The sequence below is a fragment of the Streptomyces sp. NPDC048291 genome (genome assembly GCF_043201715.1).
In the GTDB taxonomy this organism is placed as follows: Bacteria; Actinomycetota; Actinomycetes; order Streptomycetales; family Streptomycetaceae; genus Streptomyces.
Map to the genome: position 1 here is coordinate 231,124 of NZ_JBICZC010000017.1, position 16,305 is coordinate 247,428.

A 16,305-nucleotide genomic window follows, 5' to 3' on the forward strand; every position below is an offset into this window, starting at 1 on the left:
CGTGCCCGCTCGCATGCTGGACGGAGTTCTGAGACGACCTGTCGCCCTGACTTGTCATGATTTTCCCTCCCCCTGGCCGCCTTCCGGTACCGACACGGTGCCGTCGGCCCGTCAGGAGTTCAGATACGTCAGAACGGCCAGAACACGCCGGTGGTCACCGTCGCTCTGGGAGAGCCCCAGCTTGAGGAAGATGTTGCTGACGTGCTTCTCGACGGCCCCGTCGCTCACGACCAGCTGCCGGGCGATCGCCGAGTTCGTCCGGCCCTCGGCCATCAGCCCCAGCACCTCCCGCTCCCGCGGGGTGAGGCCGGCGAGGACGTCCTGCTTCCGGCTCCGCCCGAGCAACTGGGCGACGACCTCCGGATCGAGCGCCGTACCGCCCTCGGCGACCCGCACCACGGCGTCCACGAACTCCCGGACCTCGGCGACCCGGTCCTTCAGCAGATAGCCCACGCCGCGGCTGGAACCGGCCAGCAGTTCGGTGGCGTACCGCTCCTCCACGTACTGCGACAGCACCAGCACCCCGAGCCCGGGGTGTGCCTTCCGCAGCCGTACGGCGGCCCGTACGCCCTCGTCGGTGTGTGTCGGCGGCATCCGCACATCGGCGACGACCACGTCCGGCAGCGCGTCCTGCGCGTCCAGGTCGGCGATGGTCTTGACCAGCGCCTCCGCGTCCCCGACGCCCGCGACGACGTCATGCCCCCGGTCCGTCAACAGCCGGGTCAGCCCCTCTCTGAGCAGCACGGAATCCTCGGCGATGACCACCCGCACCCTGTCCTCCACGATCTCCCGGCCCCCCACAGCCCGTCCGGCGTACATGCCTGCCCTGTCGGAAAGTCCAGCATTCCAGCATTCGGATCGGAGTGCCCGCGGGTAACGACAGGACGCAAACCAAAACAGGCCGCGAGGCGCGGACGAAGACCGGTCCGCACCCCTTTCGGCCTGTCTGGCGTTTGGGGGCGAAGCGAAGGCCGCTCGGCGCCATGTGTCAGCCCGTCCGGCGTTTGAGGACGAGGCCGGAGGCCGATGCGGGGGTCCGGGGGCGGCAGCCCCCGGAACGGGCGGTCGAAGGGGGCCCACCCCCTGGAGGGACGGGACGGGTAGGGGCGGCGGGGGCGGAGAACCCGCCCTCAGCCACGCCAGGGCAGCTCCGCCGTCACCCGCGTGGGCCCGCCCACCGGCGAGTCCACCACCAGGATCCCGTCCACCGCGTCCAGCCGCTCGGCCAGCCCCGCCAGCCCCGACCCGCTCGCCGTGTCCGCACCCCCCACCCCGTCGTCCACGACCTGCAGCATCAACCGGTCCTCACTCCGCCACACATCCACCTCCGCCCCCCTCGCCCGCGCATGCTTGCTGACGTTCTGCAGCAGCTCGGACACCGTGAAGTACGCGATCCCCTCGATCGCCGCCGCCGGCCGCTCCACCAGATCGACCTCCACCCGCACCGGCACCGTGCACCGCGAGGCCACCGAGGACAGTGCCGCGTCCAGCCCCCGGTCGGTCAGCACCGCCGGATGGATCCCGCGGGCCAGGTCCCTGAGCTCCTGCAGCGCGGTCTTCACCTCACCGTGCGCCTCGTCCACCATCCGCGCCGCGACCTGCGGATCCTCCCGCAGCTTCTCCTTCGCCAGCCCCAGATCCATGGCCAGCGCCACCAGCCGTGCCTGCGCCCCGTCGTGCAGATCCCGCTCGATCCGCCGCAGGTCGGCGGCGGCCGTGTCCACCACGACCCCCCGGTCCGACTCCAGCTCCACCACCCGCGAAGCCAGCTTCGACGGCCCCAGCAGCCCGGTCACCATCACCCGGTCCACCAGCGTCAGCGCCCGGACGATCCACGGCGTGGCCAGGGTGAACAACAGTCCGACCAGCGCGGTCACGGTGATCTCGAACGGGTTGTCGAGGTAGACGTGGTGGTGCGCGTCGCCGTACAGCTGGATCCCGCCCTGCCCGACCCACACCGGGAACACCCAGAACCACAGCGGATACGTCAGCAGCGCCCAGCCGTACGTCCAGAAGTTGAAGGCGACGACGAAGGAGAACACCGACCAGGGGAACTGCAGGACCGCGTAGAGCAGATGACGCCAGGACGTGCCGCTCTTCAGCACCGCCCCGACCCAGGCGAAGAACCCCGGCTTGCGCATCCGCAGCGGCTCCGGATCGGCCACCTCCAGCTTCAGCAGCCCACGCGCGCGTGCCCGTTCCAGTGTCCCGAAGCCGCGGCACCCGGCGAGGGCCACCGCCAGCAGCGGGATCCCGATGAAGGTCACCACCAGACCGACGCCGAGGGACACCATCGTCACGGCCCACACGAACAGCGTGACGCCGACCGGCAGACCGAGCAGGACATAGCCGAACTCACGCCGGCTGCGCGCCTCGAACGGCGCCCGCAGCACCGCCGGCAGCCGGTGCCGACGCCCGCCGTACGGCTCGTAGCCGTAGCCGTGTCCCTGGTCCTGCCCGTTCCTGTAGCCGTGTCCGTACTCGTGCCCGTACTCCGTGGCCATCGGCGCCGTCCCGTCCTCTCCCAGCCTGATCAGCCCTGTCCTGCCGTATCTCCACCCTGCTCTGTCGCAGGTCGCGGAACCATGGAGTCCGTCGGCGTCTTGGAAGGGGGGTTTTCCCCACCCCCCCCGCGCCACTCCCGCGCTACCCCGCGCAGGCCTACGACCGGTCGCGCCAGGGCAGCTCGGCGGTGACCGTCGTGGGACCGCCGGCCGGCGAGTCGACGACGAACAGGCCGTCGACCGCGCCCAGCCGGTCCGCGAGCCCCCGCATCCCCGAGCCGCCGTCCAGGCTCGCCCCGCCGCGCCCGTCGTCCCGTACCTGGATCAGCAGCCGGTCGTCGGCCCGCCACACGTCCACCGAGGCGGTACGCGCCCCGCTGTGCTTGCTGATGTTCTGCAGCAGCTCGGAGACGGTGAAGTAGGCGATGCCCTCGATCGCCGGCGCCGGCCTGGCCGGCAGGTCGGCGGTCACCTGGACCGGCACCGTGCAGCGCGAGGCCACCGAGGACAGCGCCGCGTCCAGCCCCCGGTCGGTCAGCACCGCCGGATGGATGCCGCGGGCGAGATCCCTGAGCTCCTGCAGCGCCAGCTTCACCTCACCGTGCGCCTCCTCGACCATCGTGGCGGCCGCGTCGGGATCCTCCAGCAGCTTCTCCTTCGCCAGGCCGAGCCCCATCGCCAGGTTGACCAGCCGGGCCTGCGCCCCGTCGTGCAGATCCCGTTCGATGCGCCGCAGGTCGGCGGCGGCCGTGTCGACGACCACTCCGCGGTCCGACTCCAGTTCGGCGATACGGCGCTCCAGCTCGTCGGAGGGCGACAGCAGGCCGCGCACCATCGCCCGGTCCACGTTCGCCAGCCCGCGCGCGACGAACGGCAGCACCGGCCACAGCACGAACAGCGAGACCAGCGTGATGCAGAAGGTGAGGACGCCCCAGGGCAGCCGGATGAAGTCGTACAGCAGCGTCCGCCAGCCCACCGGGTCCTTCAACGCCATCCACAGCCGCCCGGTGCCCGCACCGCGACCGGACCACGGCAGCGGGGTCGGCTCCTCCACCCGCACCCCCAGCAGCGCACGCGCGCGTGCCCGCTCCAGCTTCCCCAGCTGCCGGGCGCCCACCAGGGTCGCGGCGAGCAGGGGTATGCCGATCACCGTCAGCGTCAGGACACCGCTCACCCACACCGTCGTGACGACGTAGACGAAGCCGAACAGCGACATCGGCAGGTTCAGCAGGAGATGGGCGATCTCCCTCCACGTGTGACCGTCGAAGGCGAAGCGCACGGGCGGCAGCCGCTCACGGTCCTCTCCGTCGTCGGCGCTGCTGAGGGATCTGGGTGCTGGTGCGGTCATACGGGCCAGCGTGCCGCGTGCCGTGGCACGACGCCATGGAGTTCGCCGCCCGGGCCGCCCTGGGGAAAACCCCACCAGGCGGCCCCGGTCCCGTCTCCCGCCGTGTCCCGCCGTGCCCCACCGCGTGACGGCCTGCTTACCGTGTCTTTATCAGGGCCTAGACTCCCGTGCGTACAGATCGTCGAATCAAGAGTTGACTGAGGTCACGGCACCGGTCCGGTCGGGCCTGCGGTCCGTGGTCTGTCGAGGGAGTGAGGGACGGGCGATGCGGGAGACGGTGGGCGGTGAACCGACCGCGGTCCTCGCCGCGGACTACTTCGCGTCCTACTCGGTCGTAGGGTTGCTGATGCTGGTCGGCGTGGTCTTCGTCGCCGTCGCCTTCGGCGCCGGCCGGCTGCTGCGCCCGGTGGTCCCCACCCCCGAGAAACTCCTCACCTACGAGTGCGGTGTCGATCCCGTCGGCGAGGGCTGGGCCCACACCCAGGTCCGCTACTACGTCTACGCCTTCCTCTACGTCATCTTCGCCGTCGACTCGATCTTCCTGTTCCCCTGGGCGACGGTCTTCGCCGCCCCCGGCTACGGCGCGACCACCCTCGTGGAGATGTTCATCTTCCTCGGCTTCCTCGCCGTCGGCCTGCTGTACGCATACAAGAAGGGCGTCCTGACATGGACGTGACGCCGGACGCGACCGCGTCGGAGCCTGTTCCGCTGCCGGAGCCGAAGCGGCTGGGCACGCTCGCCCGCCTCGCCCCCGAACCGATGAAGGTCGTCCTCAACTGGGGCCGCCGCTACTCGCTCTGGGTCTTCAACTTCGGCCTCGCCTGCTGCGCGATCGAGTTCATCGCCGCGTCGATGGCCCGCCACGACTTCATCCGCCTCGGCGTGATCCCCTTCGCGCCGGGCCCCCGCCAGGCCGACCTGATGGTGGTCTCCGGCACGGTCACGGACAAGATGGCCCCGGCGGTCAAGCGCCTGTACGAGCAGATGCCCGAACCGAAGTACGTCATCTCCTTCGGCGCCTGCTCGAACTGCGGCGGCCCCTACTGGGACTCCTACTCCGTCACCAAGGGCGTCGACCAGATCATCCCCGTCGACGTCTACGTCCCCGGCTGCCCGCCCCGCCCCGAGGCGCTCCTCCAGGGCATCCTCAAACTCCAGGAGAAGATCGCGGCCGAGTCCCTGGGCGAGCGCTACGGCACCTCCCGCCCGTCCGCCGCGGCCCTCCAGAGCGACCTGGTCCGGCCACCGGCGCCCACCGGAGCCGAGGGCGAAGGGGACGCCCGATGACGGCCCCGCCCGGCTGGCTGCCGGCCCCCGTCGAGGAACTCTTCGGCACGGACGCCACGGCCGACGAGTCCTACGACGTCCTGACGGTCGACGTCCCTCCCTCCTCCTGGCTCGCCGCCCTCGAGACCGCCCGTACGACGCTCTCCTGCACCTACTTCGACTGGCTGAGCGCGGTCGACGAACCCGGCACCGGCTTCCGCGTCTGTGCCCACGTCGTCGCCCTCGCCCCGGTCCGCCGCCTGCTCCTGCGCACGACCGTCCCGCACACCGCCCCCGAACTCCCCTCCGCCGTCGGCGTCTACGCGGGCGCCCGCTGGCACGAACGCGAGACCCACGAGATGTTCGGCGTCCGCTTCACCGGCCACCCCGGCCTGGACCACCTCCTCCTCCCGGAGAACTTCGAAGGCCACCCCCTCCGCAAGGACTTCGTGCTCGCTGCCCGCGTCGCCAAGGCCTGGCCCGGCGCCAAGGAACCGGGCGAGTCCGAGCACGGCGGCCCCAAGCGCCGCCAGATGCTCCCCCCAGGCGTCCCCGACCCGAACGAGTGGGGCCCCCTCAAGGGCCAGCTCCCGGCCGCCCCCGCCCGCCCGGCCCGCACCGCGCCAAGCCGCACGACCGGCGACCGCCCGCCCCGCCCACCCCGCGCGGCCGACGACCGCCCGGCGCGCCGCTCCCGCACAGCCGCGGAGGGCTCGACGAGCCAGGCGACCGAGGCGACCGAGGCGGCTAAGGGTGCCGAAGGGGCCGAGGTGACTGCGGAGTCGGGCGCGGCGGCTGCGGCGGGGCCGCCGGCTGCTCCCCGGGGGCCACGCCGGACGCGTACTGCCTCGGGCGGCTCCGCTTCCCAGCGTGCAGAGGAGACGGAAACGCCGACCACTCCGGCTCGCCCGGCAGCCCCCCGCAGCTCCGACGCACCGTGGCACCACGCCCGTCCGGCCTTCGAGGAACCGGAGGCCGGAACGCCGCGCGAGACGACGGCCGACCCGGCGGAAGGAGCCGGGACCGGGACAGCCGGGACCGGGACCAAGGCCGAGGAGCCGGGCGCGGGGACGGAGCCGGGGACTGGGACTGGGACTGGGACGGAGGAGCCTGTATCCGCGGCGCCCGAGGCGCCCGTAGCGCCCGTAGCGCCCGAGGCGCCCGAGGCGCAGCCGACGGCACACGAGGACTCCGCCCCCGAACCCTCGACTCCGGAGGCTCCGGCCTCCGAACCCCCTCCGGAGGCTCCGGCCTCCGAGGCCCCCGCTCCCGAGCCCGCTCCCGAAGCCCCGCCCCGCGAGGACCCCGCCCCCGAACACCCCGCCGCCCACGACGACCCTCCAGGAGGCCCGCAGTGAACGACGCTCTGGACGTCGCCCTGCGACTCCTCGTCGTGTTCGTCGTCTTCCTCACCTTCCCCCTGATCGTCGGGCAGACCGAGCACAAGGTGATGGCCCATATGCAGGGCCGCCTCGGTCCGATGTACGCCGGTGGTTTCCACGGCTGGGCCCAGCTGATCGCCGACGGCGTGAAGTTCGCGCAGAAGGAGGACGTGGTCCCGGCCGGCGCGGACCGCCGTGTCTTCCAGCTGGCCCCCGCGGTCGCCCTCCTCCCGTATCTGCTCGTGCTGCTCGCCATCCCGATCGGCCCCGGTGAGGGCGCGGTCGGCCAGGTCCTGGACGCGGGCGTGTTCTTCGTGCTGGCCGTGATGGGCGTCGGCGTCCTCGGCTCGCTCATGGCCGGCTGGGCCAGTGCCAACAAGTTCTCCCTCCTCGGCGGCCTGCGCACCGCCGCCCAGCTCCTCGCCTACGAACTCCCGATGCTGCTCGCCGCCGCCTCCGTGGCGATGGCGGCCGGTACCGTCTCCCTGCCGGGCATCGTCGGCTCCTTCCACTGGTGGTGGCTGCCCTGGCAGATCACCGGCGGCCTGGTCTTCTTCATCGCCGGCCTCGCGGAACTCCAGCGGCCCCCGTTCGACATGCCCGTCGCCGACTCGGAGATCATCTTCGGCGCGTACACCGAGTACACCGGCCTGCGCTTCGCCCTGTTCCTGCTCGCCGAGTACGCCGGGATCGTCGTCCTGTGCGGCCTGACCACCGTCCTCTTCCTGGGCGGCTGGCACGGCCCGTGGGGTGCGGACGGTCTCGGCTGGCTGTGGACCCTCCTGAAGTCGGCGCTCCTCGCCTTCGTCGTGATCTGGCTCCGCGTGACCTATCCCCGGCTGCGCGAGGACCAGTTGCAGAAGTTCTCCTGGACCCTCCTCGTCCCCCTGTCTCTCGCCCAGATCGCCCTCACCGGCATCGTCAAGGTGGTGATCTCCTAGTGGCCCCCATCCCCGGCTCGGGCCTGGCCAAGGGCCTGGCCGTCACCCTGCGCACGATGACCCGGAAGTCGGTCACCGAGCAGTACCCGGACACCCTTCCGGACCTCCCGCCGCGCACCCGCGGCGTGATCGGGCTGTTCGAGGAGAACTGCACGGTCTGCATGCTCTGCGCCCGTGAGTGCCCCGACTGGTGCATCTACATCGACTCCCACAAGGAGACCGTCCCGGCGGCGGCCCCGGGCGGCCGGGAACGCAGCCGCAACGTCCTGGACCGCTTCGCCATCGACTTCTCCCTGTGCATGTACTGCGGTATCTGCATCGAGGTCTGTCCTTTCGACGCCCTGTTCTGGTCCCCGGAGTTCGAGTACGCCGAGACCGACATCCGCGAGCTCACCCACGAGCGCGACAAGCTCCGCGAGTGGATGTGGACGGTCCCGGCCCCGCCCGCCCTCGACCCCGGTGCGGAGGAGCCGAAGGAGATCGCCGCCGCCCGCAAGACCGCCGAGAAGCTCGCGGCCACCCAGGCCGCCGACCGGGTCGAACCGGGGGAGGGGGAGGAGTGAGCCCGCTCGCCCAAGCGCCGCACGGCTTCCTGTCCCCGACCGGCGTGGAGATCGCCTTCCTTCTCGTCGGCCTGGTCACCTTCGGCGCGGCCCTCGTCACGGTCACCACCCGCCAGCTGGTGCACGCCGCCCTGTGGCTGGTGGTCGCCCTCGGCGGGCTCGCCGTCGAATACCTTCTGCTCACCGCCGAGTTCATCGCCTGGGTGCAGGTCCTCATCTATGTGGGTTCCGTCGTCGTCCTCCTTCTCTTCGGTCTGATGCTCACCAGGGCCCCGATCGGCCGCTCCCCGGACGCCGACTCCGGGAACCGCTGGGTGGCGCTGGCCGTCGCCGTGGCCGCCGCGGTCGCTCTGGTCTGGGTGGTCGTGGACGCCTTCCGCACCACCTGGATCGACCTGGACGGCGCCGCCGCCGGCTCGACGAAGGTCACCGGCGCCAGCCTCTTCCAGAACTGGGTGCTGCCCTTCGAGGCCCTCTCCGTCCTCCTCCTCGCGGCCCTGGTCGGGGCGATCGTCCTGTCCCGGAAGGCGAAGGCGGAGTCGGCCCCGCCCCCTGTGAACGGCCGGGCCGTCACGCAGAGTTCCCCATCCGTCACAGGATCCGGGATTCACCCGATCGAGCAGGAATCCGAGCAGGAACCCGAGCAGGAATCCGAGCAGGAAGGCGCCCGCTGATGCACCTCGCCTATCCCGCCGTTCTCTCCGCGCTCCTCTTCTGCACCGGCCTGTACGGCGTCCTCGCCCGCCGCAACGCGATCCTCGTCCTGATGTCGGTCGAGCTGATGCTCAACGCCGTCAACCTCAACCTCGTCGCCTTCGACGTCTGGCTGAGCAAGACCGCCCGGGACACCCTGCACTCCGGCCAGGCCCTGACCCTGTTCACCATCGCCATCGCCGCCGCCGAGATCGGCATCGGCCTGGCGATCGTCCTCGCCGTCTACCGCAACCGCGGCACCTCCGACATCGACCGGCTCCGCGACACCGCCGAGGGCCACGAGGACGGCACGGCCGGCACGCCCCCTGACGGGTCGGCCGACGAGAAGGCTGAGGCCACCGCGTGACCACGACCACCCTCGCCGTCCTCGTCCCCCTCCTGCCGTTCCTCGGCGCCGCCGCCGGCCTGCTCCTGGGGCGCACCGCCCCCGGTTTCGTCCGCCCGCTCGCGGTCCTGCCGACCCTCGCCGCGCTGGCCCTCGCCTGCACGGTCGCCGCCGACCAGGGCGGCGGGCAGGCCGTGGACGCCCACACCGAGCTCACTCCCACCGGCTCGGTCCCGATCGAACTCGCCCTGCACATCGACGGCTTCGCCGCCCTCGTCGCCGTCCTGGTCGCCTTCGTCGCCACCTGCGTGCAGATCTACTCGACCGGCTACCTCCGCGACGACCCGCGCTACCCCTCGTACGCCGCCCTCGTCTCCCTGTTCACCTCCGCGATGCTGCTGGTCGTCTACTCCGGCGACCTGATCGTGCTGCTGGTCGGCTGGGAAGTCATGGGCATCTGCTCCTACTTCCTGGTCGGCCACTACTGGGAGACCCCCGAGGCACGCGCCGCCTCCATGAAGGCCTTCCTCGTCACCAAGCTCGGCGACGTACCGTTCCTGATCGGCCTGTTCGCGCTGGCCACCGACGCCGGGTCGTTCCGCATCACCACGGTCCTCGGCACCGTCGCCGACGGCGGGCTGCACCATCCCACCCTGGTCGGGCTGCTGCTCCTGTGCGGCGTGGCCGGCAAGTCCGCGCAGTTCCCGCTGCACACCTGGCTCCCCGACGCGATGGCCGGCCCGACCCCGGTCTCCGCGCTGATCCACGCCGCGACGATGGTCGCCGCCGGTGTCTACTTCGTCGCCCGTCTCCTCCCGATCTTCGAGGCCAGTGCGGCCGTGATGGTCGTCCTCGCCGCCATGGGCGCCGTCACGATGGTCGGTTCGGCCCTCGCCGCGCTCGCCCAGGACGACATCAAGCGCGTCCTCGCGTACTCGACGATCGGCCAGCTCGGCTACATGACCGGCGCCCTCGCCGTCGGCGACCGCGGAGCCGCCGTCTTCCACCTCCTGTCCCACGGCGCCTTCAAGGCGCTGCTGTTCCTCGCCGCCGGTGTGATCATCCACGCCGCGGGCACCAACTCGCTGGCCGTCATGTCCCGTACCTCCGGCCTGCGCGACCGCGTCCCGGACGCCTACTGGACGATGACCGTGGCCCTGCTCGCGCTCGCCGCGATCCCGCCCTTCAGCGGTTTCTTCTCGAAGGAGTCGGTCCTCGGCGCCGCCGAGCACGTCGCCACCGGCCACACCGACCACGCCCCCGGCAGCGCCGGCTGGATCGTCCTGATCGCGGGCCTGGCCACCGCCCTGCTCACCGCCGCCTACGCGACCCGGCTGTGGCTGCTCACCTTCCGCGGCCGGGGCTCCGAGGCCGCGGACCACGGGCGGCAGCCGCTGTCCATGACCGCGGTGCTGTGGGTCCTGGCCGTCCCCTCCCTGGCCTTCGGCGGGTTCGCCTACCGCTCGCTGCCCGGCTGGTTCGACGGCCGCGCCCTCACCCCGACCCTCACCACCTCGGTCCTCGGCACCGGCCTCGCGCTCGTCGGCGGACTCGTCACCTACGGCGCCTGGCAGCGCACCAGGACCCTGGCCGCCCGCGCTCCGCTGGGTGCCGTCGCCGCCCACCCGGAGGGCGCCGCCGGACTGGTCGAGGCCGAGGCCGTCGCCGCCCACCGGCCCGCGTTCGGCGACGTGGCCTACGCACCCGACCCGGCGGACCCCGGCCGGCTGCTGCTCGGCCCGCTGCACCGGCACGCGGCCGAAGGCTTCCACCTGGACGCCGTCTACGACGCGCTGTTCGTCCGCCCGGTGCTGGCCGCCGCGAGCCTCGTCCAGTTCCTCGACCGCGAGGTCGTCGACACCTACGTCCGCGGGGCGGGAGCACTGCCCCGCCTGCTCGGCGCCGCCGTACGGCGCGCCCAGACCGGCAACGTCCAGACCTATGTGAGCGCGCTGCTCGCCGGCACCGTCGTCCTGGCGATCGCCGTCCTCCTCGTCGCCACGGGAGCGTGAGCAGGCGTGATCGATATCAGCGAGTCCGTGATGCAAGTCCTTCTGGCATTGATCGTCGTCGGCCCGCTTCTCGGCGCCGTCGCCGCCCTGCTGCCCGCCCCGCCCGGACTGAAGGGGAAGTCGCCCGAGCAGGCCGTGCTCCGCCACGGCGTGACCGTGACCGGCGCGATCCTCGTCGCCGCGATCGTCCTCGCGCTCGGCTTCGACCACGACCACCCGTCGAGGATGCAGGCCACGACCGACATCAGCTGGATCCCCGCACTCGACGTGCGCATCCACCTCGGCATCGACGGCATCTCCCTCCCCCTCGTGGTCCTGACCGCGCTGCTGGCCTTCCTCTGCGCGCTCTACTCGTACTTCAACCCGCCCGCGGGCCCCTCCGGGCCTTCCCCGAAGGCCTTCGTCGCCCTGCTTCTCGTCCTGGAGACCGGCACCCTCGCGAGCTTCGCCGTCCTCGACCTGCTGCTGTTCTTCCTCGCTTTCGAGACGGTGCTCATCCCGATGTACTTCCTCATCGCCCGCTGGGGCGGCGCGGGCCGGACCCGGGCCGCCTGGAAGTTCATCCTCTTCACCCTGCTCGGATCCGTCGTCATGCTGCTCGGCCTGCTCCTGATCGGAATCAAGGCGGGCACCTTCGACATGGTGGCACTCGCCACTGACAACGGCCGGTCGCTGACCGCGTCCGTGCAGGTCATCGCCGTTCTGGCGATCGGGATCGGGCTCGCGGTCAAGACCCCGATGTGGCCCCTGCACAGCTGGCTGCCGGACGCCCACACCTCCGCGCCGACCGTCGGCTCGGTCCTGCTGGCCGGGGTCCTGCTGAAGATGGGCACCTACGGGTTCGTCCGGATCCTGCTGCCGGTCGCACCGGACGGCTTCCGCACCTTCGCGCCCTACCTCGCCGCCTTCGCGGTCGTCGGCATCATCTACGGGTCCCTGGCCTGCCTGAACCTGGCCAAACGCGGCGCGCGGGGCGACCTCAAACGGCTGATCGCCTACTCCTCCGTCGGCCACATGGGCTTCGTCCTGCTCGGCATCGCCACCATGACCCCGACCGGCGTCAACGGCGCCCTGTTCGCCAACATCGCCCACGGGCTCATCACCGGCCTGCTGTTCTTCCTGGTCGGCGGCCTGAAGGACCGCACCGGCACCACCGACCTCGACACCCTTGCCGAGGAGACCGGCGCCGCGCTCTACGGCAGGGCACCGCGCCTGGGCGGACTGCTCGCGTTCGCCGCCGTCGCCTCGCTCGGACTGCCCGGCCTCGCCGGGTTCTGGGGCGAGATGCTGGCCCTGTTCGGCGCCTTCGAGCCGGCCGCCGGACTCAGCCGCCCGGCCTTCCTGACCTTCATGGCGATCGCCGCCTTCGGCACCCTGCTGACGGCCGCCTACATGCTGGCCGTGGTCCGCCGCGTCTGCATGGGCGCCGCATCGCGGGAAGTGCCGAAGCTCGCCGACGTCCGCAGCTACGAGTTCGCGGCCTGGACCCCGCTCGTCGCCCTGACCGTCGTCGCCGGACTCTGGCCGAAGGCCCTGCTCGGTCTGACCGACCCGGCCGTGCAGCAGCTCCTCGCAGGAGGCACCCGATGAGCGCCCTGGCCCAGCCACTGGCCGCGAACCTCGTCCAGTCCGTCGACTGGCTCGCCATCGCCCCGCCCACCCTCACCGCGGTCGTCGGCCTGGCCGTCCTGGTCGCCGACCTGTTCGTACCCGAGGCCAGGAAACCGCTCCTCGGCTGGATCTCGGTCGCCGGACTCGCCGCGGCCGCCCTCCTGCTGCTCCCGCTCCTCGGCCACGACCGCAGCACCTTCTGCCTGACCGGCACCACGCACGCGTGCAGCTACACGGCCGACCGGTTCACCCTGGTCGTGCAGTTCCTCGTCCTCGGCGGCGCCCTGCTCACCGCCCTGCTGTCCGTCACCGCCCTCAAGGACGGCAGGAGCCGCTACCCCCAGGGCGAGTTCTGGTTCCTGCTGCTCTCCTCGGCCGCCGGTGCCGCCCTGCTGCCCGCCTCCCGCGACCTCGCCACCCTGGTCGTCGCCCTGGAGGTCGCCTCCCTGCCCGCCTTCGCCCTCGTCGGCATCCGGCACGGCGACAAGCGGTCCTCCGAGGCGGCCCTGAAGTTCTTCCTGTCCTCGGTGACCGCGACCGCCGTCAGCCTCATGGGCATCAGCTTCGTGTACGCCACCACCGGCAGCCTCTACCTCACCCAGGTCGCCGACCGGATCCAGCACGTCGACGGACAGCTGCACACCCTCGCCCAGACGGGTGTCGTCCTCACCCTCGTGGGTTTCGCGTTCAAGACGGCCGCCGTCCCCTTCCACTTCTGGGTGCCCGACACCTACGTCGGCGCCCCGCTGCCGATCGCCGCCTACCTGTCGGTCGTCGGCAAGGCCGTCGGCTTCTCCGGGCTGATCCTGGTCACCGTCGTCGCCTTCCCGTCGTACGCCGACGTCTGGGGCCCCGCGCTCGCCGCCCTGGCCGCGCTCACCATGACCGTCGGCAACGTGGCGGCCCTGCGCCAGCAGGCCACGCGCGCGTACAGCGCGGTACGGCTGCTCGCCTGGTCGTCGGTGGGCCAGGCCGGCTACCTGCTGGTGCCGATCGCCGCCGCCGGATACACCGGCGACGCCCGGAAGGCCGTCGGCTCCACCGTCGCCTACGCCCTCATGTACGCCGCCGTGAACCTCGGAGCCTTCGCCGTGGCCGCCGCCGTCGCCCGTACCGAGCGGCTCAACCGGATCTCCGACTACCGCGGCCTGTACGCCAGGAACCCGCTCACCGCCCTGCTCCTGGCCTTCTTCCTGCTGTGCCTCGCCGGACTCCCGCCCGGCGTCATCGGCCTGTTCGCGAAGGTCACCGTCTTCTCGGCGGCCGTCGACGCCGGCCTCGGCTGGCTCGCCGTCGTCATGGCCGTCAACGTCGTGATCGCCCTCTACTACTACCTCCAGTGGACGGCCCTGCTGTTCCGAGCCCCCGAGGGCGAACCGGTCAGGCACCGTCTCCCCGCCCCTCTCACGGCCGCGCTCGCCCTCACCGGCACCCTCGGCGTCGTCCTCTCCGGCGCTCCGCAGCTGGTACTCCGCTTCGCCACCGCCGGCCTGTTCTGACGGTCCCCACGCGCGCGTGGGGACCGACACGCGCGCCCGGGCACGGCTCTCACCCGGTCGGCCCACCCCGCACACAGCGGACACAAGGGAACTAGTGGCCGCCGCCTGGCGTTGACCAGTGCGGAAGGGTCCACTGGACGTGACACCACGACACCGGTGGCATCGCAGACCGGAAGGCAGCACCGCAGGCAAAGGGTTCCCCTGCCGCACGACTTGGAGGGCGTACCGTGCACCGCCGGCACAACGGGCTCAGGACCGCAGTTCTCCTCGGGGGACTGTCGGCACTCATCATCGTCATCGGCAGCTTCTTCGGCCGAACGGGTCTGATCGTCGCGGTCCTCGTCGCCCTCGGCACGAACGCGTACGCGTACTGGAACAGCGACAAGCTGGCGCTACGCGCGATGCGCGCACGCCCCGTGAGCGAGTTCGAGGCCCCGGCCCTGTACCGGATGGTCCGCGACCTCTCCACCCAGGCCCGCCAGCCCATGCCCCGCCTGTACATCTCCCCGACGGAGGCACCGAACGCCTTCGCGACCGGCCGCAATCCGCGCAACGCCGCCGTGTGCTGCACGGAGGGCATCCTGCGCATCCTCGACGAGCGGGAACTGCGCGGCGTCATCGGCCACGAACTCAGCCACGTCTACAACCGCGACATCCTCATCTCGTCGGTCGCCGGCGCCCTCGCCTCGGTGATCATGTTCCTGGTCAACTTCGCCTGGCTGATCCCGGTCGGCCGTTCGGACGACGACGACGGCCCCGGCTTCCTCGGCCTGCTGCTGATCATGATCCTGGGCCCGCTCGCCGCCAGTCTCATCCAGCTCGCCATCAGCCGCTCCCGGGAGTACGAGGCGGACGCCTCGGGCGCCCAGCTCACCGGCGACCCGCTCGCCCTGGCGAGCGCCCTGCGCAAGCTGGACGCCGGCACCAAGCAGCTCCCGCTGCCTCCCGAGCCCCGGATCGAGACCGCGAGCCACATGATGATCGCGAACCCCTTCCGTCCGGGCCAGGGACTGTCCAAGATGTTCTCGACGCACCCGCCCATGGCGGAACGGATCGCCCGGCTAGAGAAGATGGCAGGTCGCCCGCAGTGAAGACCATCCTGAACATCATTTGGCTCGTCCTGAGCGGCTTCTGGCTGTTCCTCGGCTACTTGCTGGCCGGCGTGATCCTCTGCATCACGGTCATCGGCATTCCGTTCGGCATAGCCGCCTTTCGTATCGGCGTGTACGCCCTGTGGCCCTTCGGGTACACGACGGTGGAGCGCCGCGACGCGGGTGCCCCCTCCTGCATCGGCAACGTGCTGTGGCTGGTCCTCGCGGGCTGGTGGCTGGCCCTCGCCCACATCGTCACCGGCATCGCGATGTGCCTGACGATCATCGGCATTCCGTTCGGCATCGCCAACTTCAAGCTGATCCCGGTCTCGCTGCTCCCGCTCGGACGCGAGATCGTCCCCACGGACCAGCCGTTCGCGACCCGCTGACCGCACGTCGGCGGGAGGTTGTCCACAGGCCGGCCCGATTGTCGGTGCCGGCCTGCATCATGAAGCCATGACCGAGATCGAGCAGTTGCTGACACGGGTGACCGTGCAGGCCCGCAACTCCCGCCCGTGGGGCTGGCCTTCGCTCCCCGCGCCCGTCGACGCCGCCACGCTCGACCGCGCCGGTCAGACCCTGGGCTTCCCGCTCCCACCCCTCCTCGCCGCGCTCTACGAGCGGGTGGGCGACGGGGGTTTCGGCCCGTCGTACGGCCTGCTGCCCCTGCTCGACTCCGCGCCCTCGGGGGAGCCGGCCGCCGTCGCCCAGTACCTCACCAACCGCGAGTACGGCCGCAAGAACCCGGACTGGCCCTGGCCCGAGGGCGTCCTGCCGATATCCCACTGGGGCTGTGGCATGTACGCGTGCGTGGACTGCCGGGCACCGCAGGCCACGGTCCTGCTCTACGAGCCCAACGCCGACGACGCCGACGGCGCCTGGTTCGTGGACGCGCCCAGCCTCACCGACTGGCTGCACGTCTGGCTGCAGGGCACGGGCTGGTACGAGGAGACCAACGAGGGCACGGACCTGGCACTCTGGGCCGACTTCCGGAGACGCACGGCCCCGCAGCAGGCCCTCTGAGAGACGGGGGCTCCCAGCGCGGCCGC

The 16,305-nt window shown here is 71.7% G+C and carries 16 protein-coding genes; 13 read left to right on the forward strand and 3 right to left on the reverse strand.

All coding sequences use genetic code 11. The features are described 5' to 3' along the window. Nucleotides 1–111: 111 nt before the first annotated feature. The 3 genes from ACGF5O_RS40390 to ACGF5O_RS40400 form a co-directional block, all read right to left on the reverse strand. A complete protein-coding gene (locus ACGF5O_RS40390) occupies nt 112–819 on the reverse strand; it encodes a LuxR C-terminal-related transcriptional regulator (protein ID WP_393814912.1) in 708 nt (235 codons plus the stop codon). Nucleotides 820–1,130: 311 nt separating this feature from the next. Next, nucleotides 1,131–2,504, reverse strand: coding sequence for a sensor histidine kinase (locus ACGF5O_RS40395; RefSeq protein WP_393814913.1), 1,374 nt, complete (start codon nt 2,502–2,504; stop codon nt 1,131–1,133). 157 nt (nt 2,505–2,661) lie between these two features. Beyond that, nucleotides 2,662–3,852 (reverse strand): sensor histidine kinase, encoded by a 1,191-nt coding sequence (locus tag ACGF5O_RS40400; protein ID WP_393814914.1) that lies wholly within the window; start codon nt 3,850–3,852, stop codon nt 2,662–2,664. Nucleotides 3,853–4,117: 265 nt separating this feature from the next. Here ACGF5O_RS40400 and ACGF5O_RS40405 point away from each other — a divergent pair, with 265 nt between their 5' ends. The 13 genes from ACGF5O_RS40405 to ACGF5O_RS40465 all read left to right on the forward strand — a co-directional run bounded on the left by ACGF5O_RS40405 (nt 4,118) and on the right by ACGF5O_RS40465 (nt 16,279). Then, nucleotides 4,118–4,528: an NADH-quinone oxidoreductase subunit A gene (locus ACGF5O_RS40405; RefSeq protein WP_393814915.1), complete on the forward strand. Its 411-nt coding sequence runs from the start codon at nt 4,118–4,120 to the stop codon at nt 4,526–4,528. After that, a complete protein-coding gene (locus tag ACGF5O_RS40410) occupies nt 4,519–5,139 on the forward strand; it encodes an NADH-quinone oxidoreductase subunit B (RefSeq protein WP_393814916.1) in 621 nt (206 codons plus the stop codon). The genes ACGF5O_RS40405 and ACGF5O_RS40410 overlap by 10 nt, the downstream gene beginning before the upstream one ends. After that, the gene (locus ACGF5O_RS40415) at nt 5,136–6,476 is read left to right on the forward strand and encodes an NADH-quinone oxidoreductase subunit C (RefSeq protein WP_393814917.1); all 1,341 of its coding nucleotides are present in this window, start codon (nt 5,136–5,138) and stop codon (nt 6,474–6,476) included. The genes ACGF5O_RS40410 and ACGF5O_RS40415 overlap by 4 nt, the downstream gene beginning before the upstream one ends. Continuing rightward, nucleotides 6,473–7,441 (forward strand): NADH-quinone oxidoreductase subunit H, encoded by a 969-nt coding sequence (locus ACGF5O_RS40420; protein ID WP_393814918.1) that lies wholly within the window; start codon nt 6,473–6,475, stop codon nt 7,439–7,441. The genes ACGF5O_RS40415 and ACGF5O_RS40420 overlap by 4 nt, the downstream gene beginning before the upstream one ends. Further along, nucleotides 7,441–8,004 (forward strand): NuoI/complex I 23 kDa subunit family protein, encoded by a 564-nt coding sequence (locus ACGF5O_RS40425; RefSeq protein ID WP_393814919.1) that lies wholly within the window; start codon nt 7,441–7,443, stop codon nt 8,002–8,004. The genes ACGF5O_RS40420 and ACGF5O_RS40425 overlap by 1 nt, the downstream gene beginning before the upstream one ends. After that, entirely contained in the window at nt 8,001–8,678 is a 678-nt protein-coding gene (locus ACGF5O_RS40430) for an NADH-quinone oxidoreductase subunit J (protein WP_393814920.1), read from the forward strand. Before ACGF5O_RS40425 ends, ACGF5O_RS40430 begins: the two co-directional genes overlap by 4 nt. Further along, nucleotides 8,678–9,064, forward strand: a complete 387-nt coding sequence (nuoK, locus tag ACGF5O_RS40435) for an NADH-quinone oxidoreductase subunit NuoK (protein ID WP_393814921.1) — start codon at nt 8,678–8,680, stop codon at nt 9,062–9,064. The genes ACGF5O_RS40430 and nuoK overlap by 1 nt, the downstream gene beginning before the upstream one ends. Next, a complete protein-coding gene (locus tag ACGF5O_RS40440; RefSeq protein ID WP_393814922.1) occupies nt 9,061–11,055 on the forward strand; it encodes an NADH-quinone oxidoreductase subunit L in 1,995 nt (664 codons plus the stop codon). Before nuoK ends, ACGF5O_RS40440 begins: the two co-directional genes overlap by 4 nt. Nucleotides 11,056–11,061: 6 nt before the next feature. After that, on the forward strand, nt 11,062–12,645 hold the full coding sequence (locus ACGF5O_RS40445) for a NuoM family protein (protein ID WP_393814923.1): 1,584 nt from the start codon (nt 11,062–11,064) through the stop codon (nt 12,643–12,645). Beyond that, on the forward strand, nt 12,642–14,165 hold the full coding sequence (locus ACGF5O_RS40450; RefSeq protein WP_393814924.1) for an NADH-quinone oxidoreductase subunit N: 1,524 nt from the start codon (nt 12,642–12,644) through the stop codon (nt 14,163–14,165). The genes ACGF5O_RS40445 and ACGF5O_RS40450 overlap by 4 nt, the downstream gene beginning before the upstream one ends. A 227-nt stretch (nt 14,166–14,392) precedes the next feature. Continuing rightward, nucleotides 14,393–15,256: a zinc metalloprotease HtpX gene (gene htpX / locus ACGF5O_RS40455; RefSeq protein ID WP_089099496.1), complete on the forward strand. Its 864-nt coding sequence runs from the start codon at nt 14,393–14,395 to the stop codon at nt 15,254–15,256. Continuing rightward, nucleotides 15,253–15,645, forward strand: a complete 393-nt coding sequence (locus tag ACGF5O_RS40460; RefSeq protein WP_393814925.1) for a YccF domain-containing protein — start codon at nt 15,253–15,255, stop codon at nt 15,643–15,645. The genes htpX and ACGF5O_RS40460 overlap by 4 nt, the downstream gene beginning before the upstream one ends. A 67-nt stretch (nt 15,646–15,712) precedes the next feature. Beyond that, nucleotides 15,713–16,279, forward strand: a complete 567-nt coding sequence (locus tag ACGF5O_RS40465; protein WP_393814926.1) for an SMI1/KNR4 family protein — start codon at nt 15,713–15,715, stop codon at nt 16,277–16,279. Nucleotides 16,280–16,305: the final 26 nt, after the last annotated feature.